Raw genomic sequence first — 24,643 nt, forward strand, 5'->3', positions numbered from 1 at the left:
TGTAACAGCCACGGACAGCTATTGGCCGGACCCTGCTACAGGTAATGAGTGTCGGACGGCTGCTGTCCAACCAAGACTGCTGGGACGGCCGAACCAGCTCCTTGACTTCAGCCTGCTCAAGAAACGCCAGGGCGCTCATTTCTAACGTGACGTCCATCGTGGCTGACAGGGTCGAACGTGAAAACATGCTCCCGTGGCGCATCGATGCACCGGCCCAGTACGCGCCTTGGATCGCTCGGTACGCCCTCTCCCAGATGGACATCGGCTCCGCAGATCGGACAGGCCGCCTGATAACGAACCAGGCGAAGAACTTCCCCCGACCTTGTGCGTTTGCGTTCGAGTTGCGTCGGAAGCTCGTCGTCCGTCAGCCATTCTTCCGGTAGCGCGGTGATCCTGTCGAGGCGCGCGTGGTAGATGGGGCGCCATTCCTGCCACCAGAATTTTCCGATCACCACGATGCCGAGTAGATAGGCGAGGTTTTGCGTTTCGATCGGGCGGTTGCGTAGAACCAGATCGACAAAGAAGACGACGCTGAGCAAGAGGATGAAGATCGCTGGTGTCATCACTCGCCAGCGAAGGAGCGCGTGGCGTGTTGAGCCCACCTCGATCTCGCCTGCTGAGAAGAGCCAGCGTCGCCACGGACCGCTGAGCCGTATCGAGTCCGCATTCCTGGGTGCATAGCGAACCGGGCCGCTTGCCCCCGCATCCTCCTCTTCGTCTTCGCGCTGATCAGCCAAGGCTCCCTCGGGCTTCCGGACGACGATCCCCGTCGACGCCGTGATACCGCGCCCACCGCCAGGAAAACGCTCCATGTCGAGCAACACCCCATCCTGATTTTCACTCCGCAGGAAAGTCCGGGCGTCGTCCCTTCGCTTCATCCACCACGTTCTGACGTTTCTCCACTCGAACTCATCCACTCCTGCCGCGTCGCGAAGCTCAGCGTCAGTGAAGCGCCTCAGATCTCCCGAGCGAGAAACCTTCTTGAGCGACTCGTCGACCAAGGCGCGAACGACCAGCCATGACGTGGACATTGAGTGGTCATGCTCCAACCACTTCCTTATCGCCAGCAGCTCATTCTCTCCTGCAAACACCGTTCCCCCCGGTTTTCCGTGGTTTTGCGCGGCGTCCGGATCGATGCTGGTGTCGCATTCAGCAACGGGAGCAGATGAAATGGCGATGGCGGACAGGTTGGATTTCGGCATGTTGGCAACGGGAATGATGGTCGGTATCAACGAGGTGGCGAACGGGCTCGAATGCGGATGCGTGTGTGCGGCGTGTCGCGCGCCGCTCATCGCCCGTCAGGGCGCGATTCGCCGCTGGCACTTCTCCCACGCGCCGGGGTTCGTGGCCTGCGAGACCGGTGCCGAAACCGCATTGCATCGGATGGCAAAGCAGATCATAGCCCAATGGGATGATGTAACCCTTCCGCCACTTGAGGTCCGAGTATCCCAGCGCAGTGTAACCGGACAAACCCTCGCCCGCGACGTAACGATTCCCGGAACGCGTTTCGTCGCTGAAAAAGGCGTCATTGAGGCGCGGTGCGACGGATTTGTTCCTGATGTCTTGCTACACGGCCCGAAGGGGGAGTTGCTCGCCATCGAGGTGTGCGTCACTCACAAGGTCAGTCGCGCGAAACAGCAACGCGTCGCCGAACATGCGCTGCCGATGATCCAGTTTTCGATCGACCTGGCGGATGACTCGAGTGCCGAAGCAGCGGAGTTGGAGCAACGCCTGCGCGAATCGACCCCCGAGTGGATCTTTCATCCCAAGGAGGCGGAGCTGCGGCTTCAGCTGGAAGCCGAGGTCGAGGCTGCATTACATCAATTGCAGGATGAGCAGAAAGCAAGACAAGAAGAGCTTCAGCCAATGTTGTCCGACGGCACGACCGATCTCTTTACGGAGGTCGATCGTCGCCGAGGTGACTCGTCCCCCTTGAGGGCTCAGACAGGGCCTGATCAGTTCGAGGTTCTCGGCTGTCAGGTCGTCGTCAATGTCGCCACCACCGCAGGAGTCTGGGCCTGCACAGCGAGTCTGCCGCTGCAGGAGCAGATTCTGCATCAGATTACAGCCGACGCGGGTGACCACGGTCTGCGCGTGACCGCGCCCATACACACCACAAGTCACGGCATCGTCATTGTCGCCGGGGCTGCAGTCCGAAGTTGGGCCAGCGGGCTCGCGCGTCGGCTCTGTAAGGCATTTCCCGACAACGTCACACCAGAGGAGCTTGAATCATGAAGGAAGCCGCATCGGAATGGCTGTTGGTATTGCAGTGCTCGGCCCGGCTGCAGTTCACGCTCGGTCTCGGCACTGCGCTCGCCGGCTGCGTCTGGCTTATGTGTTGGCTACTGATCGCGAAGCATGCGGGTTCGGCAAACCCTATAACGGACGCGGTAATCGGGGCATTGGGAGCGTATCACTGGATATTGCCCTTGCTGGTGATTTTTCAGACCATCGGTCTGGTCAGCAAAGACTATGAAAAGGAAAAGCGGCGCGTACTCCGATGGTGATTCAAGCGATGGTTAAACATGCCCCGACTACCGGCGCCCGGAATCCACTTAGCGGGCGCAAAGGTCCGAACTGGCTGAATAGTTGAAGGCCTGCGCGGGGAAGATCCTCGCCAACAACGCGTGGGGGCTACCTCGCAGTATCTGATAGACACCGGCCCGACTACTATCCCCGGCTGGAGCAGGCCCACATTATCTTTTCAAGCTCAGTTCGAGCGCATCGGCAACGGATTCAGTGATGATCCTTCGGCGACTGAAGGTCGGCCAATGGTGTCGCTCGATTCCGCTCTGCGATATGCGAGAGGAATGACCGGTTGCCGAAATCCCCAACTCACCCTAACGACCCAATGCGGCCATCCAGCCCTGCACGACCTGAGCGGCAAGTCTCCGGGCGGAGCGGCCATCGAAGGGACCGCGACGAATTGCAGGTCGTCGGCCTCACCTGACGCTGGCCTGATAGGTGACGTCGGGCCGCCGCCGGTCACCTGCCGTTCAGCCGTCAGCGAACGGCAGCCTTTCCATGCTGCGAACTGGAAATCCGACCCAACGGCGACATCGAGCATTGAAGAGAGCGGCCGTTCACACAGGAGTTACGCATCCTCTAATTTGTCTTCTAATCAAATGGGGAAAATGCATTGAAGGGCGGCATAAAATATACCGTGCATCGATCGGTCATTTTGGAATAATTATGATTATGATCATTCTAACAGCGGGGTAAATTGAAGCCATTCCAAGGGAGATCACTGGGAGGCCGATCAATAACCACACTACGTGGTAACTCCCGGAGCCCGGCTGGAAAAACATCAAACCCCACAATGCAATCGGATAAAATGGAATAAATACACAAACTACTGAACCAATAATAGCGATTAAAACTGCACCAAAAAACTCGCCCGCAAAAATTGCATAGAAAAACGATCCAATTAATGCTGCGATATAAAAAGGCAATATAGTGAAACTGGAGATGTATAAGCTTACTGCGTTGAAAAGCGCATCGTACCAATCAAGGCTGTCCTTCCTTATAATTTTGGAAAAGTCTAAGCCAAGTTCGAGTTGGAATATACCCGATGCCACATTAAAAACATTTGAGACCTGGACATATTGATCCAGACTGGAGTTTGAGATTCGCCAGGTAAATCCAAAATAAACAATAAAAGCGACTACAGCAAAGAGAAGGACGCCCGGCACGTATTTGAGAGTATTAAATTTTGCTTTTCTTGTGTGATCGGCGTTCATTAATGGCTCCACTTGTGTTTTTGCGAACTAATTTTATTTAATGCACGCATGCGAACGGAAGTCTTGTTTGCGCACCCACGGAATCCATGCTAAAAAATTGATGTAACTGGAAAATCCTGCATCCGAGCCCTTCATCTAACCGCAACCGCAACCGCGGCGGCTCGGTAAAGATTAATTTGAGTCACTGCGCCCAGAGGGAATCGGACGCGTGCAGGCCTTGAGCACCAACAGGCGGTTGTACCAGTTTACCGGGGTGGATAAGCGTAATCCTACTCAGCGCCGGGGTGGGAGACCACGGGCAACCACATCTGCAACATGCTGCAGCACCCGTGGCCATTGATCCTGCGGATGGCCACGCTGGGACGCGGCCTTCCAGTCTTCACCGTAAGATGAGAGCCAAAGCACTTCGGCGCGTTCAGCCGCAATAAGTCGAGCGCTCATCGTTACTCCAAGTTGGTAGTACTGCATTTTCGGATCGTAAATACTGGGAGGCCGGGTTCTTTCAGAGGTAAGGGAGTTGATGCTCACTAATATGATTGCTGGAACATTGAGTACCCGACCAACCCTGGCGATGGTTTCTTCAGTAACGCCCGATGCCTGCAGCCGTTGTTCGCGAATCACTTTCTCGATATCGGAGCGCGCCGCCAGCGCATATCCGTTCGCCAGAATCTGCCTCATGAATGCATCTTCGATCAACCTGATCGTACCCGGCTGCAGACGGCCGCCCGACAGATCTTCTATGTAAACTCCAATTGTCGGATAACTGGCCGGGTTAAACATTCTGGCGGTCGTAACGGTCGGCATCGGCAGTGATCTCGAAGTGACGGGGCCGGTTGAAACACAGCCGGCAAGCAGAAGCGCCATTATGGCTACGATAAATCTTGTATAGGGACGCATGTCTGGATCTCCTTTAGGGCAGTGTGACACTAAGCGGCACCGATGCCGCATACGAGTCCAGATCGAACCGCGAGATATCCGCCAAGACAGCATTGAGCGCTGAAGCGGCATGGATATCGTGTTGAGAGTATTTGATGGTCGGCCGTGTTAATGCCCCCTCTGCGACAAGTGGCTCGAGAGCGAGAGACATTCCCGCCATTTGAAGCCGCCGCGCGGCGGCGGCCGCCACGCTGCGTGTGCTGGGAGAAAAGCTGATGATGGCCTGTTTGCCTTTCAGTTCGCGAGTCCATTCCGGTCTAAGCTCAACGGCGGAGGCAGGAGCCGAGCGCATGAGAGCCTCCACTGCAGCCCGCTCCTGCGCGATGTATGCTGCTCGTGCATCTGCCGCAGATGGGGTCGCTTGCTTGGGCGGTCGGCGTTCGGCGGGACGGACGGGCTGTACGAGTGCGCCGAGCGGTGCGCTTTCGGTAAGCTGAGCAGGCTGTGCCAGTGTGCTGGGTAGTGGAGTGCGGACAGTTTCGCGAGAGGCGGCCGAACGCGTCTCGCGGTCTTCAAGGCCTTTACAATAGGTCTCACGTAATTCCCGAGTTACCGGAATCAATTGTTGACCTGTCTGTGGACTCGGGCCAGATTTGGTAAAGAGTTTCGGTTGTCCCCGGGAGTCTCTCTCCGTCCAGTAGAGCGGCTCGCCATCAGGACCGAAGAATGCGGTGTTCCAGCATTCTGCAGCGGTCTCGATGCTGACGACGTTCGGTATAAGCACCGACGTGCTGATGAATCGGGTGGCGGTCGCGTCTATCGACTCCACGACCCGCGTAGCCGTCGCGGCAACTTGGGGGAGGGCGTTCGCGGCGAAGGCCATGCCAACGGTGACGACCACTACCGACACTGCACGCGTGCGGACAGCGGTGATGTTCGGAGCCTGGCCGTTTGCCAAGTAGAGTACGCTCAGGAACAGACTGGCAACCATTACGACCAATACGCCAGCGGGACTCATTGGCACCACGAGAAACAGCAGAGCTAGCCCAAATAGCCATGTTAAGACCCCAAGAGCGTAGCGAAAGACTACACCTACAGGCTGCAACTGAGAAAAGGTCGCCGCGATGACCAGTATCGGGAACGAGAGAAGCGTCAGAACCCCAAGCGAAAGGGCGGCGCAAATCAGGGCGAAAGGGACTGCGCGACTGTATCCCATGGAAATCCCAACGCCGGCAAAGGCGATGGCCATGAGTAGGACAACGCCCGTTCGGATAAACCATACACGCAACCAGGCGAGATATTCCCGGGCCTCTGCCATTGAGCAAGCAGCAGCGCGTGTCGTCCAGTCCTTCGCGGGCGTGAATAATAAAGCCAGCAGCCCGGGCATTTCAGCCATCCAGGACACCGGTTTTTCAGGCTGAGACGCGCCGTCCTTGTTGCCTTGCATTTTTCTTGCTCCTCCCAGAGAAACCACGGGGCGTCAGCCAGGGCAGTCGCACCGATTTGTGCATAAAACATTCGAATAAATCTTAAAGTTTCAGGACCTTGCGAGACCTCTGTTCACAATGTCATAAATTGTGTAGTTTCCTACCTTTTTGGGCATCCCATGAAGGCAGGAAACGTCATGCCGCTGACGCAGGTGTTCGTCTCGATTTCCGACCCGCGCAGCGCGCGGCACAAACGCCACGACTTGGCCGAGTTGCTGACCGTGGCGGTGTGCGCGGTGCTCTCGGGAGTGGACGACTTCGTCGACATCGAACTGTGGGGCGAGGCCAAGATCGACTGGTTGCGAGGCTTCATGAAGCTTGAGCATGGCATCCCTTCTCACGACACGATCGGACGTGTGTTCGGGATGATCGCGCCGGACGAGTTCGAGTCCGCGTTTCGGCGCTGGGTGGGCATGGTGGTGCCGGCGCTGGCCGGGGATACGGTCGTGGCGATCGATGGAAAGACCAGCAGGCGCTCGGGCGGCAAGAACAAGACCGATGCCAGTCCGTTGCACCTGGTCAGCGCGTTCGCGGCTGGCATGGGCGTCGTGCTGGGCCAGACGGCGACCGCCGAGAAGTCGAACGAGATCACCGCGATTCCCGAACTGCTCGCCAAACTGGCGATCGAGGGCTGCGTAGTGACGATCGACGCGATGGGCACCCAGACGAAGATCGCACGCACGATCCGTGAGCGCGGCGCGCATTACGTGCTGTGCGTGAAGGAGAACCATCCGAACCTGCACGACTCGATCCTGTTTGCCGGCATTGATCCGCGAGGGCCGCTAACGCCGAGCTCGACCCACGAGACCACGAGACCACGATCAAGGACCACGGTCGCATCGAAATCCGTCGATGCCGCGCCTACGCGACGACAGATCGACTCTACAAGTCGGAAGATTGGCAGGATCTGGCCAGCTTCGCGGTCGTCGAGCGCATCCGCACCGTGGGCGATCACACCAGCACCGAGCGCGTCTTCTACATCAGCAGCCTGCCCGCCGACGCCGAGCGTATCGCGCGGGCCGTACGCAGTCACTGGGAGATCGAGAATCGGCTTCACTGGTGTCTGGATGTGCAGTTCAACGAGGATCAGTCACGGGTGCGCAGCGGCTACGCCGCCAACAATCTCGCCATCGTTCGCCACATCGTGATGAACCTGCTGCGGCTCAACACGACGCGCAAGGCGAGCATCAAGTCCAAGCGCATGCTAGCTGCGACGATCGATGAGTTTCGCGCCGAGTTGCTTGGCGTTATGACATGAAGGTGCGATTCCTCTGGTCGAAAAAGACTTTCTCTCGCTCACTTCAAGCGTTCAAGCATCATTCCTTGATGCTCGATTGCTGCTGACGTAGCACGCCAATTTTATACATTCGTCTTTCGTGAAAAACCGTGCCGTAGGCGAGTACTGCTTGATCATTCTCCTCGGCAATATAGAACGTCGGTGCTTCGGGGATCTGTGCCGGAAGCGCTTGCTTGCCGTTGTCGAGGATCGACTTGGCTGCTCGGAGGATGTAGTCAGCGATTTCTATCATTCATACGGCCTATTTCTTATTGGGGCTAGCGTCGCACGGCGCGCCGTATCTTTCAAGGCTGAACGGATCGTGTCCCGGGACGTGGTGTAAGAAGCGTCAGCAGAAGCGGTCGGCGGGTCTTCGTCTCCGGTTTGGCAGGAGCGCATGTCAGGCTGCAACCGCAGGCAGGCCGACACTGACAATAGAAGACGCGCAAGCAGTTCGCAGCTGGTCGTAGGGTTATGACACGGGACGTCGCTTACTGTCCGGTACGTCTAGCATCTCTGCTCGTACCGAGCCACCTTGCGATCGCCGCCTCGGTTGTCTTGTCCAGGATCATCTGCTCCCTGAGGCAGAGCGACCTGAGGTTGTCGGCTGTCTTCATCGCGAGGGTTTCGGCATCGTCCTGCCCCTCGCCGAAAACATGACCACGCATGAGCAGACCGCGTAGAACCCAGTTGACGTCGAGGCGGCTTCCCCCGTGCCCGCGCTCTCGCAGACCATCGCGAACCCGCTTGCCGGTTTCCTTGAGATCGAAGGGGTACGCGCGGGTGTCCTGCTCGATGATCGAAAATAGCGCGCGGTAGTCGTTTGGCCTGAGCAGGGGCGCGTCGGAGACCTCATGGATCTGGGTGGCGACGACGAAGATGTCCCGATCGTTACCCCAGTCGGTGGTGCCGTTCCCGTTTCGAGTGCGTGCTTCGGGCCGGGTTGGGTCGTAGATCACCCCGCCTGCGCTGGTCCAATCGAAGCACAGTGGCGCGAGATCGAGACCTTCGACGTATTTTCGGAAGCTGCCCTTGCCGTTCCAGTCCGCTGCGATGGTGCTGAACTGCTCTGTGAGGTGCTTGGCGAGGCGACTGCAGGGGACGACGGTGGAGGATCGCGCGACCTCCTTTCGTATGGCCTCGATCACGCCGTCGGTATCTCGGTCATGCGGTTTTGCACTGGTGACGGGTGTTGCGGTCGGGGCGGTGTGGCGGCGTGGATCGTAGATGACGCCCCCTCCCGCCGTGGTGAAACGAACCGACTCGGCGTCCCAAGATTCGATGAGTCCTCGAAAGCTCCCATGTCCCGCCCAGGTCGATGCGTCCATTCCCTCAAGGGTGTCCAAGATGTGCGCGGCAACCTTCGCCATGGGCACGGCGACCGCAGACTCTCGAACCGCCTCCTCCACGAGCACTCGCGCGGCGGCTGACAAGGTGCTGGCATCCGATGCTGGCTTCGGCGGGGCCGCAACGGATTCCGTGATCGATGGCTCGTCCTCGTCCTTGAAACCAAGGGCGTTGCGGACGAACTCATCCTGATCGATCAGAAGGTCGGCAGACGCGCGATACGCCGCTGATGGAAAGCCGATCGCCAGCACCGTCGTGCGACGATCCCATCGCCTCAGCTTGCGCAGAACAGGCGTGAAGTCCGCGTCTGCCGAGAAGACGATGAACTCGTCGTAATGGGTCTCGTGTTGGAGGAGGTCGATGATGTCGAGCACCATGTGGATGTCGGTGCTCGTCTTGCCTTCGCTCGTCAGCGCGGGACAGTCGATGATTTCGAACCCGGCGAGGTTGAACGACGGCCTAAAGCGCTGGTAGGCCTGCGGGTTCAGGTAGCAGCGCCTGACCAGGACGCGCCGACGGGCACCCTCGGGTGTGTGATCAGGCAGCTCGAGCTCGGCGATGATCCAGTTCATCCACTCCAGAGGCTGGCGGGCGAAGCGGTCAGCGATGGTTTGGTCGAGTTTGCGGAGGCCGGAGTAGACGTTGTCGAAATCGACGAAGAGAGCGCTTTTCAAGTTTGTAGATCGCTGTGGCGGCGGGCCGGTCTGGTCATGGGGCGACCGGCCCGTATGTTGTTCGGATTCGAGCGAAGGTTCGCAGAAAAAAGGGCAAGGCAGTCTGAAGCTTAGATAGGGTTGAGGGCGTGAGCTCGGCGGCGCCGTTCATCATGACGGATAAGATACCCCAGGCCTTGTCCGACCGAGGCGCTGTCGGAACCCCAGTGGAGATCTTGTCGAATCAAGACGTTGCCCGCCTTGCGAGTCACCAGAGAGGCAGTCCGGAGCGCTTCGCGCGGAGGCTGACCGAAGCGATCGCTGCGAAACCTGACGCGGACCGTCTCAGGCCGACCCTGAACCGCCGGTCGCTGAGGCAAAGTCTTGGGGCTCCTTCCCGGGCGAACCCGCCGTTCACGATCCTTTACGTTCTCCAGCAGGCTACTACCCAACTTTGACCATCGAACGGCTTTAGCCGCACTCAGTCATCAACGGAGTGTCATGGCGCTGACAGCGCACGGTAGTTCTTCCCGGTTGAGCGCAACAGCAGTCCTAGTGCGACGGCGACGAGAAGAATCGACGATGGTTCGGGAATCGGCTGAGAACTGGGAGCGAAGCTGCCGCGGTAGTCACTTCCAGATCTCGACACGATGGTGTAAGGCACCGACTGGCCATTCAAAGTGACTTCGGCGATCCCATCCCAATAAATCGAGTTCCCTGCGTCGAAAAGCATGTCGGCGTAACCTCCAGAGTCCGCAGCTTGCAGGCCCACGGCGGCGTTGACCACGGCCTGCGTTCGCATGCCAAGATCGAAGCCCACGCCGAACGCGAAGGCCAATCCGTACCGGGCCCGGGCCTCGTAGCTGCCGGGCGCGACCTCGACGAGATTGACGCCTGAACAGGAGATGCCTGGATCGACGAAGTTGCCCCTGTATATGAGGCAAGAGCCACCCTGTGTCTGGATACTGCCGAATGCATAGGAATCCCAGTAGTTCCAGAAGCTGACCGTGCCGGTGTTGGAGGCGTTGGTCCCACGCACGGCTTCATCAAAGGCTGAGTCGAAGGTCAGCAGAACGTCGAACCAGAGCACACCCGCATCGCCGGCCGTGGCAGCGGTGCTGGTGATCGTTAGGTTGTCGATGTATGACGCCATGGCCGACGCCGTCGAGTTGCGGCCACCCGCCAACGCACCGGGTTGGATGTCCCAGTCCACGGTGGCGTTGGCGACGACCTTCCCGAATCCGTATCCGGCCTCTGCTCGGGCGTGTGCGGACTCGACGAAACCCTGCCCCGAAAGCTGATCCTGGTCCTCCGCGAACGGATAGGTGGGGTCCGCCGTCACCGCGACGCTGGCCGCTTGGGCCGTATGCATTACCACCGCCGCCACGCCAGCCAACGCGAGCCGGGCCGCCTGACGCACCACATTTAGTCCACGCATGGCAAACCTCCAACGGAGCAAGAGCCGCACTTTGCAGCGTAATAAGAATTAGCCGCATTTTTGGAAGCAAATCGCGGACCAGAAAGGTAATTCATTGAATTCGTGGTGGTTACTCTTATCCCTAGGGCATCCTATGTAAAAAATACCGACACACCATCTCCCTGACTCAGTCGAGTGGCACCAAGGTCACCTTTCGGCGCGCCATCACTCGGGCTTGTCAGCCAAGCGCAATGCGCGGCTTGCACGCAATGAACGCCAAGTCTGAGATCGCGGAATGGTGCGGCGGGGAAGTGATCGCCAGTTTGTGGAGCGAAGCATCGAGACAACTTAGCTCCGTCTTCCGATTCACCATCCAAGCTGCACGCCCGAACTTGGGCCAAACCGCTTGGTCGGAAAACCCGTTTGTGCAACGTGAAGGAGCGCCTTTGGAGGCGCGACAAGACTCTCGGCGCTCGACCTAGGTTCGCTGACTGTAAGAAAATCCGACACGAGACTTGCTCTCGCGCCCAGTCGAGACGCGCTTCTCCGTTCGACGGCACTTCCGCAGGTAGGAAGAGAGCCGCCGCTCGCTGCCGGAGTAGTGATGGTCCGCTTCTGGCCGAACTGAGACTGTCAGCACCACTCCTGTCCGGGAGCGGGGAAGAAGCGACTACGGCTGTCCCGAGCCGACACAAATCTGAAGTCGCGCATGGCATGAGCATCGATTACTTCGGGGGCAAGGCCTTTACCGTCAGCAGTGCGTCCTTCGCTATCTGGATGCGCAAGGGGAGGTCCGTCGCGTCGCGGGTAGCAAGGTTCAGTGCAAACACCCAAACGTCGTCATTTGCTTCGACATAGCCAACGTACCAGCCCACCGAGTGGGTGCTGCCGGCGACGCTTGGACCTTGCGTCGACCACGAAGAATTGGTGCTGGCGAGATGACTCTTTCATCTTGCGAAAGGACTCGTGCACCACTGTTGCCCGCAGGGCACGCCATCATTGTTGCCGTCCATCTGGACATTGGGGCAGTTGCGAAGGAAGAACGTGGCTTCAGCACAGGACGTCATCTGGGAACAATGGGTGCGTCCGTCGCAGGCGTAGGCCTGCGAGGAGGCCTGAACGTCTGTCATCGCGGAGCTTGCCGACGACGGCGCCGCACGGCGGTTGTATTCACCATAGCCATACGCCACCAATCCCATCACGACGAGCAGCGGAATGACCCGTGCGAAGAAGCCAGGGCGTTCATTACGGCGGTCGGAGGCCGGTCTGCGGGACGGTGCAGGAGACGGACGGCTGACGGTTCGACGCTCTGGACAGGCGAGGTTCTTCGCCCGCTTCTTTCCGTTGCTGTCGGTTTCAATCTCGAAGGTGAGCTTTTCTCCGAGCGTAGGGCGTACCCCGTCCTTGGGAAACGTGGAGATATGGACAAAGATCTCCTGGCCGCCCAGGGTCGGCGTGATGAATCCGAAGCCCCGGTCGTCATTCCACTTGGAGAGCGTGCCTTCGATGCGCATACGAGATGTCCAGTGCTGTTCCGTGGCGACGGTTCGTCCGCGCAACATCGGGACGCCGGCGAACATGCGGTGCAGATTGCTGTTTGGGGGCAGAGACGACGCGCGCGGGAAAAACGAGAAAGCAAAAGCCGCTCCCGATGACAAAGCGGCGTGATTCGATCCCGCTATTGCCTAGCGCTAGGCGGACAGCATACCGGCTGAAGCGGAGGGCCGCCAGCTGCAGTCCGCGTGAAAGGACCATCGTGTCTTGCGTGCTAGCGATGTCCGAATCGCGGCGCTCGTTTTTCGAGGAAAGCGCGAAGGCCTTCGCGAAAATCCTGTTCGGAGAAGCACGCGTGGAACAGGCTGCGCTCGAGTGCAAGCCCTGCCTCGAGCTGGACCTGTGCCTGATTGACCGAGGCCTTGATCCTGCAGGCAACGGGGTTCGAGTACGACGCCACCTGCCGGGCGATGGACATTGCAGTGGTTTCAAGCGCTTCGTCGGCAACCACGCGTGACACCAGGCCGGCGGCAAGCGCTTCATCTGCGCTCAAGGCGAGCCCGGTGAGCAGGAGGTCCATCGCGAGGTGCTTGCCGACGACGCGCGCCAGTCTCTGCGTTCCGCCAGCACCCGGCATGGCCGCGAGCGTGATCTCGGGATGACTGAATCGCGCGGAAGCTGCGGCGACAACGATGTCGCACATCTCCACCAGCTCGCAGCCGCCCCCCGCCGCCAGCCCTCTCACGGCGACGATCAAGGGCTTCCGGATCTGGCTTGGTGCCGAAACGCATCCGGTGAATCCCGTCGCCTCCGCCTGTTCAGCGCTCATGTCCAGCATCTCCCGGATATCGGCTCCGGCAGAGAAGTGCCTCAATGACGAGGAGATGAGAATCGAGCGCACGTCGTCGCGTGCGTCCAGGGCGAGAAGTGACGCGTCTATCTCTTTGCAGAACTGCACGTCCAGCGCATTCAGCGCGTCCGCGCGATTGAGCTGCAGATGGCCGACGCCATCTGCACATTCAACGACCACCGACGTCATCATTCCTGCCTCCGTCGTTCGTACCGACAAGAATTGTGATCCGGGCTTGTCCACGCAGGATGCGAGGCCTGCGGCCGCCTCTCTGGTAGCAAACGCCGACAAGGACATGCGATGAAGAGCCGGTTCGGCATGATCGTGCTCCGTCCGTTGGCCGGCTAGCTTATTGCGGCGCAGAACTTCGCCATCGAAACCGCCAATCACAACGTCAGCCCGGACAGCCTGAAGGGTCAGCGCGCCGTCAAGCATGGATCCTGATGCGCTTGCTCCTCACTTTTCTCGCCGTGTGTCCCTGCATCATGCGCCCGTCGCACGTGTAGCGGTCGGACAGACGATGTCGTTCAAGGAATCATGGGTCAGGCCAGCTCGATGCGGAGATTCTTGCCGAGCGCCTTCGCTGCACTGGTAAGCGTTGTCAGTGTGAGGCTGGTGTCGGTCTCATCCAGCAACCGATTGAGCGCCGCGCGGCTGGTGTGCATCTTCGCGGCAAGGGCGGTTTTGGTCAGGTGCTGCGCCTTCATTTCCTGCGCGATCTGCCAGGCCACGACACGCTTGATGGCCACAGCGGTGGTTTCCTCGAGCATGGCCTCTTCAGCCAGGAAGTCATCAAAACGGCTACCAATGTGGGTGTTCATGCGCCACTCCTCAGTTGTTGCAAACGACGCTTGGCCACATCCAGATCGTCGGCTGGTGTGGCCTGGGATCTCTTGATGAAGGCATGAAGCAAGATCATCGTATGGCCGATCACGGTGAATAGCACCCGTGCAATTCTGTCTGCGAGGTGAATGCGGATCTCCCACAGGTCCTTTGCCAGCTTCCGCACCAAGGGCATTCCCAGCGGCCAACCGAACTGCACGGTCTTGATGTCTTCGCCAATCGTGCGGCGTTCTGTGGCGGGTAGCGCTCTCAGCCACTCGCGAACCGGCTCGTTACCGCTTCCGGTAGCGAAAAAACGAACGTCCAGGATGGGGCTCTTCATGGTCTTTGAAATGTACCAGGATTGATACGTTCAGCCAAATGCCCTGTCCCCACGCGTGCCTCGGGGCACGATCTGAGTGCTGGAGGACAGGTTGTCATCGCAGCTCTGCCGATCAATCGGTGCAGGCTGGTCGGCCGTTCAGGCCGAGTTGCAGCCAGGCGTTGTCAGGCTCGGCCGGTGACTGCAAGTTCTCGAATTGGATCACTGCGTGGAAGCGCGCATCTGCAGCGTCGCCCGGCATCTCGGAAACTTCACACACCCCCAGAATCGCCCACGCTTGCTGTCACGCGCAGCCATCTTTACGCCACAGGACGGGCAGGTGGGCGTCGTCCAGTCGCCCGTGGTTGCAAAGTCGAGCAGTTGTTGGCGCAGGGCCTCGGGCAAGCGCTCGAGCATCGCGAGGAAAAGTTTGCCGTCGAGCAGGGTGATCCGGTTCTCGGTGGCGAAGGCGCGAGCCTCGTCGGTGAAGCCGTTCGGCGCCATGAAGAAGGCCTTTTCAACGCGCTCGTGGGCCATCACGCCCCGCAGTTCCCGCACCGGCTTGACGCCGACGGCCTGGTTCCAGGCCTTGCACTGGACGACCGCCGTGCAGCGCTGGGGATCGGCGTCGTCCTGGAACAGGCGGATGTCTACGCCGCCGTCCGCGCCGAGCCGGGTGGTTTCGGCCCGGATGCCTTTCACACGATAGAACTCGCAGCACAGATCTTCGAAGCGCTTCCACTCGATGCGGTCGATGAGTTCGCGCGACCAGGCGGTCGGACGAGCCGCGGGCGCTGCGGCGTTGGTTGGGCTTACGAATGATGTCGCAAGCGGTGCCTTGTCGAGTTCCGACAACGAGGCCTCGGTTGCGCGAACCGCTGGCTGTATCGGGCGGCTTGCGGGCGGGCGGGGCGGGGCTGTGGGTGCCTGCAGGTTCTGCGCGAAGAAGCGGATCAGCGAGATGCTGCCGAAGAGGACGGCCATCAGCGAGGCCAGCGGCACGAAAACCAGCACCAGGCCGCTGAGCACGCGGCTGCTACCGAACAGGGCGGGGATGATCACGGTGGCGGCGAGGAAGCACACGGCCGCCATCGCGGCAGAGACCTTCCAGTCGGACGTGGTGGCGATCTCGAACAGGCCCGGATCGCGGCGGGATTTTCGGTAACGGCGGGACATGCCCCGATTATGCTTGCCGTGAATCCAGACGGCATGCCCGAAGCAATGACGTTCGCGAACTACGTCTCGAACAAAGCTCGAGAATGCTGGTGCATCGCGAAGCGCTCGACTACCGCGGCCGCCGCGCCCGCCGCCTCTCACTCCACGATCGGCGTCCCCTTCTGCGATGACACGAAGATGATCGCCTCCGTGAGCGCCAGCACGTCGTGCTCCTCGCCCGCCTCGGTGAACAGGTAGTCCCCCGCCAGCAGATCCTGCTCCGCGATGCGCACGCTGCCGGCGAGCACCAGCACTTCCTCGGTGCCCTGGTGGCTATGGCGCGGGAAGCGGCTGCCGGCCGCGAGGCGGACCACCGAGGAACGTCCGCCGGCGTCGTTGTTGCGGAACAGGCTGCGGTCGATGCCCGGGAAACCGGACGGCGTCCATTCGCGTTCGCTGCTTCGCTTGACCAGCATGGCGGCCTCCTCGCGGTTGAAGTGCTGACTCGGCATCCGCCACAAGCGCGATGCCGAGCCATTTCACATTAGCAGTTCGGCAGTGCTGCCGCGCCCGCCATCTGCCTCAGCGCATCTCGAACGCCTCGCGCCGGAAGCTCAGCCGCCGTCCCCACAGCCGCGCCAGCCCGGCCTTGAGCTGGTCGCCGAAGCCGCGCGGGCCGCAGAACCAGACTTCCGCGCGCTGGCCGTCGGTGGTCGTGGCGGCGAGGTGCTCGGGCGTCAGGTCGTCGCCGGCGGCGCGGTCGTGGATGTGCAGGCGCACGCTCGGCAGCTCGGCGCACAGGCTGCGCAGGCGTTCGACGAAGGGGTCGTGCGCCGCGCCGCGGGTGCTGTAGTGCAGCTCCACCGCCGGGGCCGCGGCGGGGTCGGCGCGCAGCGCGTCGAGCCAGGCCAGGAAGGGCGTCACGCCGATGCCGCCGGCGATCCAGATCTGGCGCGCCTTGTGGTCCTGGCGGCCGAGCACGAAGCGGCCGTAGGGGCCTTCGATGGTCACCGCCTGGCCGACCGCGACGCGGCTGGCGAGCTGGCGGGTGTAGTCGCCCAGGGCCTTGATCTGGAAGGTGAGGCTGCGGTCGCCGTGGTCGGCGCTGGCAATGGTGAAGGGATGCGCGCCCTCGAAGCGCTCGAGGCCGACGAAGGCGAACTGCCCGGCCTGGTGGCCGCGCCAGGCGCCGTCGAGCCGGCACACGATCTCGGTAACGTCGGGGGCGGGTGAGGACACGGCGGTGACCACGCCCTGCACCTTGCGGTCATGGCCGATGCGGCCGGTCAGCGCGATCAGCGAGGCCACCGTGCCGCCGGCGAGCAGCAGCGCGAGCAGCACACCGACCGGCTGCGTCCAGTAGTCGGGCGGCGCCAGCACGGCGGCGTGGAAGGCGAGCAGCAGGTAGAACGCCGGCATCGCGCGGTGCAGGTGGCGCCAGAACTTGTAGGGGAAGCGCTTCCACAGGCTGAGCACGACCATCGCCAGCACCAGGTAGATGGCGAATTCGCCGAGCTCCTCGCCGGCGTCGCGCAGCATCTCGTAGAGGCCGCCGAACTCGTCGTGCGCCGGCCGCCCGGCCTTGCCGTAGAGCGACTTGATGACGTCGTCCGACATCTCGATCAGCCAGTGCAGCGCGGCGAACACCGCGGCGGCGATGCCGGCCCACTTGTGCAGCCGGAAGATGCGGTCCATGCCGCCGAGCGGGCGCTCGAGCACGGTGGGGCGGGTGGCGAGCATCATCGCCAGCGACATCAGGCCGATGGCGAGCAGGCCGCTGAGGTACAGGCCCTGTTCGCGGATCAGCCAGGGCAGGGAGGCGGTGCCGCCGTCGAGGGCGGCGACGTTGAGGCCCCAGGCCGCGGCGATCAGGGCGATGAAGGCGGCGAGGGCGGGCAGGGTAGAGAGGGCGGGGATCATGGCGCGGGCTCCCGGCGTTGCAGATTGGAGGGTGTCAGGCGAGGGCGGCAGACGCGTATGTGGCGGCCGCGCGGCGAAAGGGGGCCGGCGCTGGTGCCGGCCCCTCGGCAGTGCTTACTTGCTGCGCTTGACTTCGGTCTTTAGGACGTTGCCGGTGACCGGATCGACATCCAGCTCCACGCGCTGCCCTTGCGGGTCGGTGGCCTTGACCTCGTACTTGTTCTTGTCGCGCTCGATCTCGCGGAAGTCGGTGTAGCCGGCGCCTTCGAGCTTGGTCTGCACGTCCTTCAGGCTCATCCAGTTGGATTGGGCCGCGGGGGCTGTCGCGGTGGCCGGGGTCGTCGTGGCGGGGGCGTTCTGGGCGAACGCGGGGACGATGGCGGCGCCGGCGCCGATGAGTCCGCCGGTGAGGGCCAGGGTGGCGATGAGGGTGGTGGCACGCATGATGGCATCTCCTTGCTTGGGTGGGCGGTCCTGTCTTGACCGTGATGCCATGCTGCGCCCCGCTGCCTGAATCGATGCTGAAGGCGCCGTTCACCGGGCGTTCATCTTTGCAGCAATGGCGAACGGGCAGATTCTGGCGATTGCTGTGGCGGCGTGGGTGCGGCGGCGGCCGCCGTGTGGCTTCAGCCCGGCAGGCGCCGGTAGCGCGCCAGGCGCACGTCCACCGTCATCGTCAGCGCCGTAAGCGCCGCCGCGCGGGCGCGGCCTTCGGCGCTGGCACGGTAGAGGTGGGGCGTCATCGCCAGCAGGTCGGCGATGGCGGCGGCGCCATCCACGTGGATCTGGAAGCGCAGGCTGTCGCTGCCGAGGTGCTCGAAGCCGGGCGGCGCCTCGCGTGCGGCAGGGCGTTCGGGCTTGAGCGTGGGGTAGATGACTTCGCGCAGCTCGCGCAGGTGATCGGGGCCGGCGTCGACCTGCAGCAGCACGCCGCCGGCGCGCAGCACGCGGGCGAACTCGGGATAGACCGGAAAGCCGAACATGCACAGCACGCGGTCGAGCGTGGCTGGCAGCACCGGCAGGCCGGCGTTGCTGCCGACGATCCAGGTGGTGCTCGCCTGGGCATTAGCGCCGGCCTGGCCGCGGGCGTCCTGAAGATCCCGCTTCGCCGCCGCCTGCACCGCCCATTTCGAGATGTCCAGGCCGGCGAGCGCGAGCGGGCGCGCTTCGGCCGCCGCGGCGGCGGCGAGCTGGCGCAGGTAATAGCCCTCGCCGCAGCCGGCGTCGAGGCAGGCGAGGGCGCAGCCCGGCGCGGCGTCGGCGAGCACCGCCTGCGCCACCGCGGCGGCGATCGGCCTGTAGTGCCCGGCCTCGAGGAAGCGCCGGCGCGCGGCAACCATCTCCTTGCTGTCGCCGGGGTCGCGCGAGCGCTTGTTCTGCACCGGCAGCAGGTTCACATAGCCCTGCGCGGCGAGGTCGAAGCAGTGCCCGTCGGCGCAGCGCAGGCTGCCGCCCTGGCGCTCCAGCGGCGCGCCGTCGAGCGGACAGGCGAGCGCGGTGAAGGGCGCACGGTGCGTGCTCAGGCCTTCGCGGCCGTCTTTCGCCAGCATGGGGGCGACCACGGCCTGGTCCTGGATCTGCGCGCGGTTCTCGACACGCGGCGGGGTGTCGGTGAGACGGTTCTCGGTGCTCATGGGGCCTTCGTGTCGATCGTCAGCGCCTCTTCAGGACGGCTTCAGTACGCCCTGATGCTGCCTCACCAGCCGGTCCAGGGTGCTGACCAGGTTGCGGCCCGTCTCTGCCGCCTGGATTTCGTCCTTCGAATCGAGGATCTTCGCGCCGTCGAATCGCATCTCGTCCTCGATACCGGCAAAGGCCATGGCCCATTCACCGAAGCTGCGCGCTTCGATCGGCTCGAACTGCAGCACGGTCACCTGGCCGTGGCGCTCGTCCATCTGGATGGTTTCGAACAGGTCTTCCAGCGCATCCTGCGGGCCTTCGATCACCTGGCAGAAATAGCCACCCGAATACAGCAACGCACCCGTTATCCCGAGTGCCGGGTTGTTCCTGTGGGAGCTTGCAAGGATGGATCTGATCTCGGCCTCGATCTCTTCACGGTTGCCCTTGACGGTGTTCTTGCTGAGGTAGGCCAATCTGTAGAGCGCACCCATCATCATGATCCGGGAACAAAGTTCTTGATGTAGTCGGGAATCTCGCTGGCAGGCCGGGCTCTGGAATACAAGAAGCCCTGGACGAGCTTGGCGCCCATCTGTCGGACTTCGTCGAGCTGTTGCCGGGTTTCGACGCCCTCGGCTATGGCCGCAATGTCGAACGTCCCTGACAGGGCGAGGATCGCCTGGATCAGCTTGCGGCTTCGCATCGCCTTGGCGGGATCTTCCGATTCGAGATCCTTGAGGAAGGAGCGATCGAGCTTCATGTAGTCGAGCGGCAGCTCATGAAGCTGGGTCAGGCACGAATAGCCCTTGCCGAAATCATCGAGTGCGATCCTGCAGCCCATGTCCTTCAGCCGCTGAAGGGTTTCGCTCATCGTGTCGACGAAGGCGCTGGATTCGGTGATCTCGAGCTTGACCAACGCGGGGTCGAGCTTCGTCTGATCGAGCGCCCGGGAGACGGTATCGAGCAGGATCGCGGGCTCGATGAACTGGCATGCACTGATGTTGATGCTGACCCCGACCGCCTGGCCATCGGCGCGGGGGGGCCAGGTCGCCGCGTCGGCAATGGCCTTCTGGATGACCCAGCTCCCCAGTATGTGCATGACCTGGATCTGCTCGGCCAGTGGGATGAACAGATCCGGGCGGACGGGACCATTCGTGGGGTGCGACCAGCGCATCAGGGCTTCGAATGCGTAGAGCTGACCGGTGTCGCAGTCGATGATGGGCTGGTAATGAATCTGGAACTCGTCGTTTGCCAGCGCACGATGAAGATCGGCATGGTTATGGACGATCGAGACCCTCAGGTCGTTCTCGAATCTGTGAGCCTGGCGCGCCTGCTCTTCCATCTCGGGCTTGTAAAAGCTCGCCCGCGTCTTGGTCTCCTTGGCCACCTGCAAGGCGGTCTCCGAGCCGTGGAGCAGCATGCCGGCGCTACGCAGGGAGTCGTCCATGCGTGCAACGCCGCTACGCACGCTGAGCACGATGATCTCGCCCAGGACTGCGAACGGCCGCCGCGTGAAGTCGTCGAGGCGCTCGATCGTCTCTTCGACCGCGTCGAGCCCTTCGAACAAGAGGCAGAAATGGTCGCCGTGCGTTCGGGCGATGTGCAGGGCGTTCGGAAAGGTCTTCTGCAATCGTCTGGCCGTCAGCGTGATGATGCGGTCGGCGATTTCACCGCCCAGGCTGCTGTTGATGTGGCCGAACCGGGCGATCTGGACGGAGAACAGCGTCAGGCCCCGTCGGCCCAGCGTATCGAACTCCTGCAGTGCTGCCTCCAGCCCCAGGCGGTTCAGGAGACCCGTCAGCGGGTCGCGTTGGTTTTCGGCGATGTCCATGCTTGTGTTCAAACCGGCATAAAGGCGCTCTCGCGCACGGAGCATCCTGCTGCTGCGAACGTGCGCTCAGCGCGGCTCCAAGTGGGTCCGTCCAATCTGCATCGAGTCTGGGGGCGCGCACAGTATGCTCCAAGGCTGGAAAGTTCTCATGCGGCGGGACCCACGAATCGGGTGTTTCGTAGCTTTTGTGTGCGGTCGATGACGCTGCCCTCATGGGGTTCCGCATGGCCGCATGCATCGACCTTTGTCTTCCGGGTCACCCGCGGCGAAGCGCTGCAGCTGCGGCGTCACGGGCTAACATTGCCCAGATGACCCCACAGGACCATTCCATGAACGCATCCGCAGGATTGCTCGCCCGCCTGCGCCAGCCCGGCGTGCTGCCCGGCGCGGCGGGGGGCGTGAGCGTGATCGAGACCCACATCTCTTGGGTGCTGCTGGCGGGCGAGCAGGCGTGGAAGCTGAAGAAGCCGCTCGACCTTGGTTTCCTCGATTTCAGCACGGTGGACCGCCGTCGTGCGGCCTGCGAGGCGGAGCTGCGCCTGAACCGGCGCACGGCGCCGGAGCTTTACGAGGCGGTGGTGCCGGTGTGGCGGACCGAGGCGGGTGTGAGCGTCGGCGAGCGCCCCGTCGATGCGTCCGACCCTGGCGCGGCCCCGCTCGACTACCTGGTGCGCATGCGCCGTTTCGACCAGTCCGCGCTGTTCGAGTCGCGGCTCGCCGCCGGGCAGCTCGAGCCGGCGCTGTTCGACCGCCTCGCCCGCCACGTCGCCGCCTTCCACGAGGACGCGGCGGTGGCGCGGCCGGGCGACGGCTTTGGCGACGCAGCGGCGGTGATGGCGCCGGTGCGGCAGAACTTCGCGCAGATCCGCGAACGGGTCGCCGATGCGGCGCTGCTCGCCGAGCTCGCGCACATCGAGGCCTGGGCCGAGGCGCGCTTCGCCGCGCTGGCGCCGGTGTTCGACGCGCGCCTGGCAGCGGGGCGGGTGCGCGAATGTCACGGCGACCTGCACCTGGGCAACCTGATCGTGCTCGACGGCGAGCCGCGGCTGTTCGATGCGATCGAGTTCAGCGCCGAACTGCGCTGGACGGACGTCGTCGCCGACATCGCCTTCCTGGTCATGGACCTGCAGGCGCGCGGGCGAGCGGGCAGTGCCGTGGGAGCGGGCTTGCCCGCGAATGTCGTGGACCTGCAGGCGCGCGGGCGCATGGACCTGGCCCGCCGCTTCCTCAACGCCTGGCTCGAGCGCAGCGGCGACTACGCCGGCCTGCAGCTGCTGCCCTGGTACCTCAGCTACCGCGCCATGGTGCGCGCCAAGATCGCGGCCATCCGCGCCGGCCAGGTGGAGGGCGCGGCGCGTGCCGACAGCCTGGCCGAATGTGCGCGCTATCTCGCGCTGGCGGCGGCGCAGACCCGGCCGTCCGCACCGGCGCTGCTGATCGCCAGCGGGGTGTCGGGCTCGGGCAAGACCAGCCAGTCGCAGCCGCTGGTGGAGGGCTGCGGGGTGGTGCGCGTGCGCGCCGACGTCGAGCGCAAGCGCCTGGCCGGCCTCGACGCGGAGGCGCGCAGCGGCTCGGCGCTCGGCGGCGGGCTCTACACCGCCGAGGCGAGCGCGCGCACCTATGCGCGCCTGGCTGAGCTGGCGCGCGCGGTGGTCGAGGTCGGCTACCCGGTGCTGGTCGATGCCACCTTCCTCAAGCGCACACAGCGCGCGGCCTTTGCCGAGCTGGCGGCGACGCTCGGCGTGCCCTTCGCGATCCTCGCCTTCGATGCGCCGGTCGAGACCCTGCGCGCCCGCGTGCGCCAGCGTGCCGAGGCGGGCACGGACGCTTCCGAGGCCGACGTCGCGGTGCTGGAAACGCAACTTCGCGCGCGCGAACCGTTCGAAGCGGAGGAACTCGCCTGCGTGGTGCGGATCGATACCGCCTCGACGCCGGACTGGCGCAGCGTCCTTCCGACGCTCGCGCGCCTGTGGCCGGGCGCGACGGCGGGCAAGCCGATGACCACCTAGCAGACTTCAGGATTCGATGGACACCTTGACTCATGCGCTCTCGGGCGCCCTCGTCGGCCGCGTGCTCGCGGGGCGGCGCGTACCGGCAGGCGGCGCGGACGCCGCCGCCGCGCCCGGCGCCCGGGCGACGCCGCCGGTCTGGCAGATGGTCGCCGCCGGCACCGTCGCCGCGACCTTCCCCGACCTCGACTTCGTGCTCGGCTGGATCTCCGAGCTCACCTACCTGCGTGGCCACCGCGGCGTCACCCACTCGCTGATCCTGCTGCCGCTGTGGGGCCTGCTCATCGCCTGGCTGCTGGCGCGCTTCTGGCAGCGCGGCGGGCGGGTGGCGGCGGGCTGGCGCAGCCTCTACCCGGTGGTGTGCGCGGCGATCTTCGTGCACATCCTCGGCGACCTCATCACCCAGTTCGGCACCATGATCCTGGCGCCGTTCTCGGACCAGCGCTTCGGCTGGGGCACCACCTTCATCATCGATCTGCCCTTCACCGGCATCATCCTCGTCGGCCTGCTCGCCAGCGCGCTGTGGCGCGGCAGCCGGCTACCGGCCACCGCGGCGCTGGTGCTGCTCGCCGGCTGGGTGGGCGTGCAGGCGATGGGCCGCGCCGAGGCGATCGACGCCGCGCGCGCTTACGCCGCCGCCCACGGGATCAAAGCGGTCGAGGTCGACGCCGCGCCGCGCCCGGCCTCGCCCTTCAACTGGACCGCGATCGTGTTCGACGGCGAGCGCTACCACTACGCCCACCTCAACACCCGGCGCAGCGAACCGCTCGTCGCCACCGCCGACGACAACTTCATCCGCCGCTTTTCCGCGCCCTACCTGCCGGTGGCGATGGCGCAGTGGGAGGTGCGCGAGCGCTTCGGCAACGGCAGCACGCGCGCGCTCGCCGAGCAGGTGTGGAACGCCGAGGACTTCGCCTTCTACCGCTGGTTCGCGATGTTCCCGGTGCTCGACCACGCCGGCGAGGAGGCCGACGGCCAGGTGTGCGCCAGCTTCAAGGACCTGCGCTTCCTCACCCCCGGGCGTGATCGGCAGCCCTTCATCTACGGCCTGTGCAACGCCGCCGGCGGCTGGCGCCTGTTCGAACGCGAGGCCGGCGGCCTGCGCTGGATCGATCCGCGATGACCACACCTACGGACGACATGCGCAATCCACGACCTGCGCCCGCGCCGCAGGCGGAATCGGATGCGGCCGGCGTGCACCCCGCTGCGAATGGCATAGGAACCGATGTGCTCAGCGTGGTTGGCACTGTGGGAGCGGGCACTGTGGGAGCGGGCTTGCCCGCGAACGGCGTGCCCGAAACCGCCGAGCCTCCCCGCAAACCGCCACGCTGGCGGCGCTGGGCGGTCGAGATCGGCATCTTCTTGGCCATCTTTTTCGCCATTCAGGCCTGGATGGCGCGCGATGTGCCTGCCGGCCCCGCTCCGGATTTCGCCACCGTCGCCGCCGACGGCCGCGCGCTCAGCCTCGCCGAATGGCGCGCTGCGCATCCGGGCGAGGCGGTCGGGGTGTATTTCTGGGCCGAGTGGTGCCCGATCTGTACCGCGCAGGAGGGCACGATCGACGGCGTGCAGGCCGACTACCCGGTGCTCACCGTCGCCATGCAGTCGGGTGGCGCGCCGGCAGTGGAGAAGGTGCTCGCCGATCGCGGTCTGGCCTGGGCCACAGCCATCGACGCCGACGGCCGCATCGCCCAGTCCTACGGCCTGCGTGGCGTGCCGGCCTTCGTCATCGTCGACCCGACCGGTCAGATCCGCTCGGTGTCGCTCGGATATACCACCGGCTGGGGCCTGCGCGCGCGCTTGTGGTGGGCGGGCTTGAGTTCGTGA

General features: G+C 63.4%; 23 protein-coding genes and 2 pseudogenes. 6 read left to right on the forward strand and 19 right to left on the reverse strand.

Going from position 1 to position 24,643, the window contains the following annotated elements:
- Positions 1–116: 116 nt before the first annotated feature.
- Positions 117–1,202, reverse strand: coding sequence for a hypothetical protein (locus tag AAG895_RS01175; protein WP_345793740.1), 1,086 nt, complete (start codon positions 1,200–1,202; stop codon positions 117–119).
- On the opposite strand from AAG895_RS01175, the gene AAG895_RS01180 reads away from it, so the two are divergent.
- Positions 1,171–2,235: a competence protein CoiA family protein gene (locus tag AAG895_RS01180; protein ID WP_345793741.1), complete on the forward strand. Its 1,065-nt coding sequence runs from the start codon at positions 1,171–1,173 to the stop codon at positions 2,233–2,235. The genes AAG895_RS01175 and AAG895_RS01180 overlap by 32 nt on opposite strands.
- Positions 2,232–2,507, forward strand: coding sequence for a hypothetical protein (locus tag AAG895_RS01185; RefSeq protein ID WP_345793742.1), 276 nt, complete (start codon positions 2,232–2,234; stop codon positions 2,505–2,507). Before AAG895_RS01180 ends, AAG895_RS01185 begins: the two co-directional genes overlap by 4 nt.
- Before the next feature lie 669 nt (positions 2,508–3,176).
- Here AAG895_RS01185 and AAG895_RS01190 read toward each other — a convergent pair.
- The 3 genes from AAG895_RS01190 to AAG895_RS01200 form a co-directional block, all read right to left on the reverse strand.
- On the reverse strand, positions 3,177–3,740 hold the full coding sequence (locus tag AAG895_RS01190) for a hypothetical protein (protein ID WP_345793743.1): 564 nt from the start codon (positions 3,738–3,740) through the stop codon (positions 3,177–3,179).
- Between the two features lie 273 nt (positions 3,741–4,013).
- On the reverse strand, positions 4,014–4,637 hold the full coding sequence (locus tag AAG895_RS01195) for a hypothetical protein (protein ID WP_345793744.1): 624 nt from the start codon (positions 4,635–4,637) through the stop codon (positions 4,014–4,016).
- Positions 4,638–4,650: 13 nt separating this feature from the next.
- On the reverse strand, positions 4,651–6,063 hold the full coding sequence (locus AAG895_RS01200; protein WP_345793745.1) for a hypothetical protein: 1,413 nt from the start codon (positions 6,061–6,063) through the stop codon (positions 4,651–4,653).
- Between the two features lie 159 nt (positions 6,064–6,222).
- On the opposite strand from AAG895_RS01200, the pseudogene AAG895_RS01205 reads away from it, so the two are divergent.
- Positions 6,223–7,361: pseudogene (locus tag AAG895_RS01205) on the forward strand (ISAs1 family transposase).
- 58 nt (positions 7,362–7,419) lie between these two features.
- Here the strand turns inward: AAG895_RS01205 and AAG895_RS01210 are convergent.
- From AAG895_RS01210 to AAG895_RS01280, 15 genes and pseudogenes are all read right to left on the reverse strand, one after another.
- Complete coding sequence (locus tag AAG895_RS01210) at positions 7,420–7,632, reverse strand: hypothetical protein (protein WP_345793746.1); 213 nt, start codon at positions 7,630–7,632, stop codon at positions 7,420–7,422.
- 238 nt (positions 7,633–7,870) lie between these two features.
- Positions 7,871–9,400, reverse strand: a complete 1,530-nt coding sequence (locus AAG895_RS01215; protein WP_345793747.1) for an NYN domain-containing protein — start codon at positions 9,398–9,400, stop codon at positions 7,871–7,873.
- A 478-nt stretch (positions 9,401–9,878) separates the two neighbouring features.
- Entirely contained in the window at positions 9,879–10,817 is a 939-nt protein-coding gene (locus AAG895_RS01220) for a hypothetical protein (RefSeq protein WP_345793748.1), read from the reverse strand.
- Positions 10,818–11,521: 704 nt separating this feature from the next.
- Positions 11,522–11,680 (reverse strand): annotated as a pseudogene (locus AAG895_RS01225) (penicillin-binding transpeptidase domain-containing protein); the annotation flags it as partial.
- 63 nt (positions 11,681–11,743) lie between these two features.
- Entirely contained in the window at positions 11,744–12,376 is a 633-nt protein-coding gene (locus tag AAG895_RS01230) for a cold shock domain-containing protein (RefSeq protein WP_345793749.1), read from the reverse strand.
- A gap of 188 nt (positions 12,377–12,564) precedes the next feature.
- Positions 12,565–13,332: an enoyl-CoA hydratase-related protein gene (locus AAG895_RS01235; protein ID WP_345793750.1), complete on the reverse strand. Its 768-nt coding sequence runs from the start codon at positions 13,330–13,332 to the stop codon at positions 12,565–12,567.
- 350 nt (positions 13,333–13,682) lie between these two features.
- Positions 13,683–13,961 carry an XRE family transcriptional regulator gene (locus tag AAG895_RS01240; protein ID WP_345793751.1) on the reverse strand — a complete coding sequence of 93 codons (279 nt, stop codon included), beginning with the start codon at positions 13,959–13,961 and terminating at the stop codon, positions 13,683–13,685.
- Positions 13,958–14,305 (reverse strand): type II toxin-antitoxin system RelE/ParE family toxin, encoded by a 348-nt coding sequence (locus tag AAG895_RS01245; RefSeq protein WP_345793752.1) that lies wholly within the window; start codon positions 14,303–14,305, stop codon positions 13,958–13,960. The genes AAG895_RS01240 and AAG895_RS01245 overlap by 4 nt, the downstream gene beginning before the upstream one ends.
- A 201-nt stretch (positions 14,306–14,506) precedes the next feature.
- Complete coding sequence (locus AAG895_RS01250) at positions 14,507–15,460, reverse strand: restriction endonuclease (RefSeq protein WP_345793753.1); 954 nt, start codon at positions 15,458–15,460, stop codon at positions 14,507–14,509.
- Between the two features lie 137 nt (positions 15,461–15,597).
- Positions 15,598–15,915 carry a cupin domain-containing protein gene (locus AAG895_RS01255; protein ID WP_345793754.1) on the reverse strand — a complete coding sequence of 106 codons (318 nt, stop codon included), beginning with the start codon at positions 15,913–15,915 and terminating at the stop codon, positions 15,598–15,600.
- A 106-nt stretch (positions 15,916–16,021) separates the two neighbouring features.
- Positions 16,022–17,359: a ferric reductase-like transmembrane domain-containing protein gene (locus AAG895_RS01260; protein WP_345793755.1), complete on the reverse strand. Its 1,338-nt coding sequence runs from the start codon at positions 17,357–17,359 to the stop codon at positions 16,022–16,024.
- A gap of 114 nt (positions 17,360–17,473) precedes the next feature.
- Positions 17,474–17,803, reverse strand: a complete 330-nt coding sequence (locus AAG895_RS01265) for a PepSY domain-containing protein (protein ID WP_345793756.1) — start codon at positions 17,801–17,803, stop codon at positions 17,474–17,476.
- A 182-nt stretch (positions 17,804–17,985) separates the two neighbouring features.
- On the reverse strand, positions 17,986–18,909 hold the full coding sequence (locus AAG895_RS01270; protein ID WP_345795352.1) for a putative RNA methyltransferase: 924 nt from the start codon (positions 18,907–18,909) through the stop codon (positions 17,986–17,988).
- A 114-nt stretch (positions 18,910–19,023) separates the two neighbouring features.
- Positions 19,024–19,470, reverse strand: coding sequence for a BLUF domain-containing protein (locus tag AAG895_RS01275; RefSeq protein ID WP_345793757.1), 447 nt, complete (start codon positions 19,468–19,470; stop codon positions 19,024–19,026).
- Between the two features lie 2 nt (positions 19,471–19,472).
- Positions 19,473–20,807: a bifunctional diguanylate cyclase/phosphodiesterase gene (locus AAG895_RS01280; protein ID WP_345793758.1), complete on the reverse strand. Its 1,335-nt coding sequence runs from the start codon at positions 20,805–20,807 to the stop codon at positions 19,473–19,475.
- A gap of 329 nt (positions 20,808–21,136) precedes the next feature.
- Here AAG895_RS01280 and AAG895_RS01285 point away from each other — a divergent pair, with 329 nt between their 5' ends.
- The 3 genes from AAG895_RS01285 to AAG895_RS01295 all read left to right on the forward strand — a co-directional run bounded on the left by AAG895_RS01285 (position 21,137) and on the right by AAG895_RS01295 (position 24,643).
- Entirely contained in the window at positions 21,137–22,816 is a 1,680-nt protein-coding gene (locus AAG895_RS01285; RefSeq protein WP_345793759.1) for an AAA family ATPase, read from the forward strand.
- 16 nt (positions 22,817–22,832) lie between these two features.
- Positions 22,833–23,939, forward strand: coding sequence for a metal-dependent hydrolase (locus AAG895_RS01290; protein WP_345793760.1), 1,107 nt, complete (start codon positions 22,833–22,835; stop codon positions 23,937–23,939).
- A gap of 152 nt (positions 23,940–24,091) precedes the next feature.
- The gene (locus AAG895_RS01295; protein WP_345793761.1) at positions 24,092–24,643 is read left to right on the forward strand and encodes a redoxin domain-containing protein; all 552 of its coding nucleotides are present in this window, start codon (positions 24,092–24,094) and stop codon (positions 24,641–24,643) included.

Origin of the sequence: Thauera sp. JM12B12 (assembly GCF_039614725.1) — a bacterium.
In the GTDB taxonomy this organism is placed as follows: domain Bacteria; phylum Pseudomonadota; class Gammaproteobacteria; order Burkholderiales; family Rhodocyclaceae; genus Thauera.

Bases quoted from the DNA above. Each gene is read 5' to 3' on its own strand.
- AAG895_RS01235 (WP_345793750.1), bottom strand. From the start codon at position 13,332: ATGATGACGTCGGTGGTCGTTGAATGTGCAGATGGCGTCGGCCATCTG.
- AAG895_RS01230 (WP_345793749.1), bottom strand. From the start codon at position 12,376: ATGTTCGCCGGCGTCCCGATGTTGCGCGGACGAACCGTCGCCACGGAA.
- AAG895_RS01260 (WP_345793755.1), bottom strand. From the start codon at position 17,359: ATGATCCCCGCCCTCTCTACCCTGCCCGCCCTCGCCGCCTTCATCGCC.
- AAG895_RS01270 (WP_345795352.1), bottom strand. From the start codon at position 18,909: ATGCTGGCGAAAGACGGCCGCGAAGGCCTGAGCACGCACCGTGCGCCC.
- AAG895_RS01255 (WP_345793754.1), bottom strand. From the start codon at position 15,915: ATGCTGGTCAAGCGAAGCAGCGAACGCGAATGGACGCCGTCCGGTTTC.
- AAG895_RS01200 (WP_345793745.1), bottom strand. From the start codon at position 6,063: ATGCAAGGCAACAAGGACGGCGCGTCTCAGCCTGAAAAACCGGTGTCC.
- AAG895_RS01220 (WP_345793748.1), bottom strand. From the start codon at position 10,817: ATGCGTGGACTAAATGTGGTGCGTCAGGCGGCCCGGCTCGCGTTGGCT.
- AAG895_RS01180 (WP_345793741.1), top strand. From the start codon at position 1,171: ATGGCGATGGCGGACAGGTTGGATTTCGGCATGTTGGCAACGGGAATG.
- AAG895_RS01250 (WP_345793753.1), bottom strand. From the start codon at position 15,460: ATGTCCCGCCGTTACCGAAAATCCCGCCGCGATCCGGGCCTGTTCGAG.
- AAG895_RS01290 (WP_345793760.1), top strand. From the start codon at position 22,833: ATGGACACCTTGACTCATGCGCTCTCGGGCGCCCTCGTCGGCCGCGTG.
- AAG895_RS01185 (WP_345793742.1), top strand. From the start codon at position 2,232: ATGAAGGAAGCCGCATCGGAATGGCTGTTGGTATTGCAGTGCTCGGCC.
- AAG895_RS01175 (WP_345793740.1), bottom strand. From the start codon at position 1,202: ATGCCGAAATCCAACCTGTCCGCCATCGCCATTTCATCTGCTCCCGTT.
- AAG895_RS01275 (WP_345793757.1), bottom strand. From the start codon at position 19,470: ATGGGTGCGCTCTACAGATTGGCCTACCTCAGCAAGAACACCGTCAAG.
- AAG895_RS01280 (WP_345793758.1), bottom strand. From the start codon at position 20,807: ATGGACATCGCCGAAAACCAACGCGACCCGCTGACGGGTCTCCTGAAC.
- AAG895_RS01240 (WP_345793751.1), bottom strand. From the start codon at position 13,961: ATGAACACCCACATTGGTAGCCGTTTTGATGACTTCCTGGCTGAAGAG.
- AAG895_RS01190 (WP_345793743.1), bottom strand. From the start codon at position 3,740: ATGAACGCCGATCACACAAGAAAAGCAAAATTTAATACTCTCAAATAC.
- AAG895_RS01285 (WP_345793759.1), top strand. From the start codon at position 21,137: ATGAACGCATCCGCAGGATTGCTCGCCCGCCTGCGCCAGCCCGGCGTG.
- AAG895_RS01195 (WP_345793744.1), bottom strand. From the start codon at position 4,637: ATGCGTCCCTATACAAGATTTATCGTAGCCATAATGGCGCTTCTGCTT.
- AAG895_RS01265 (WP_345793756.1), bottom strand. From the start codon at position 17,803: ATGCGTGCCACCACCCTCATCGCCACCCTGGCCCTCACCGGCGGACTC.
- AAG895_RS01210 (WP_345793746.1), bottom strand. From the start codon at position 7,632: ATGATAGAAATCGCTGACTACATCCTCCGAGCAGCCAAGTCGATCCTC.
- AAG895_RS01245 (WP_345793752.1), bottom strand. From the start codon at position 14,305: ATGAAGAGCCCCATCCTGGACGTTCGTTTTTTCGCTACCGGAAGCGGT.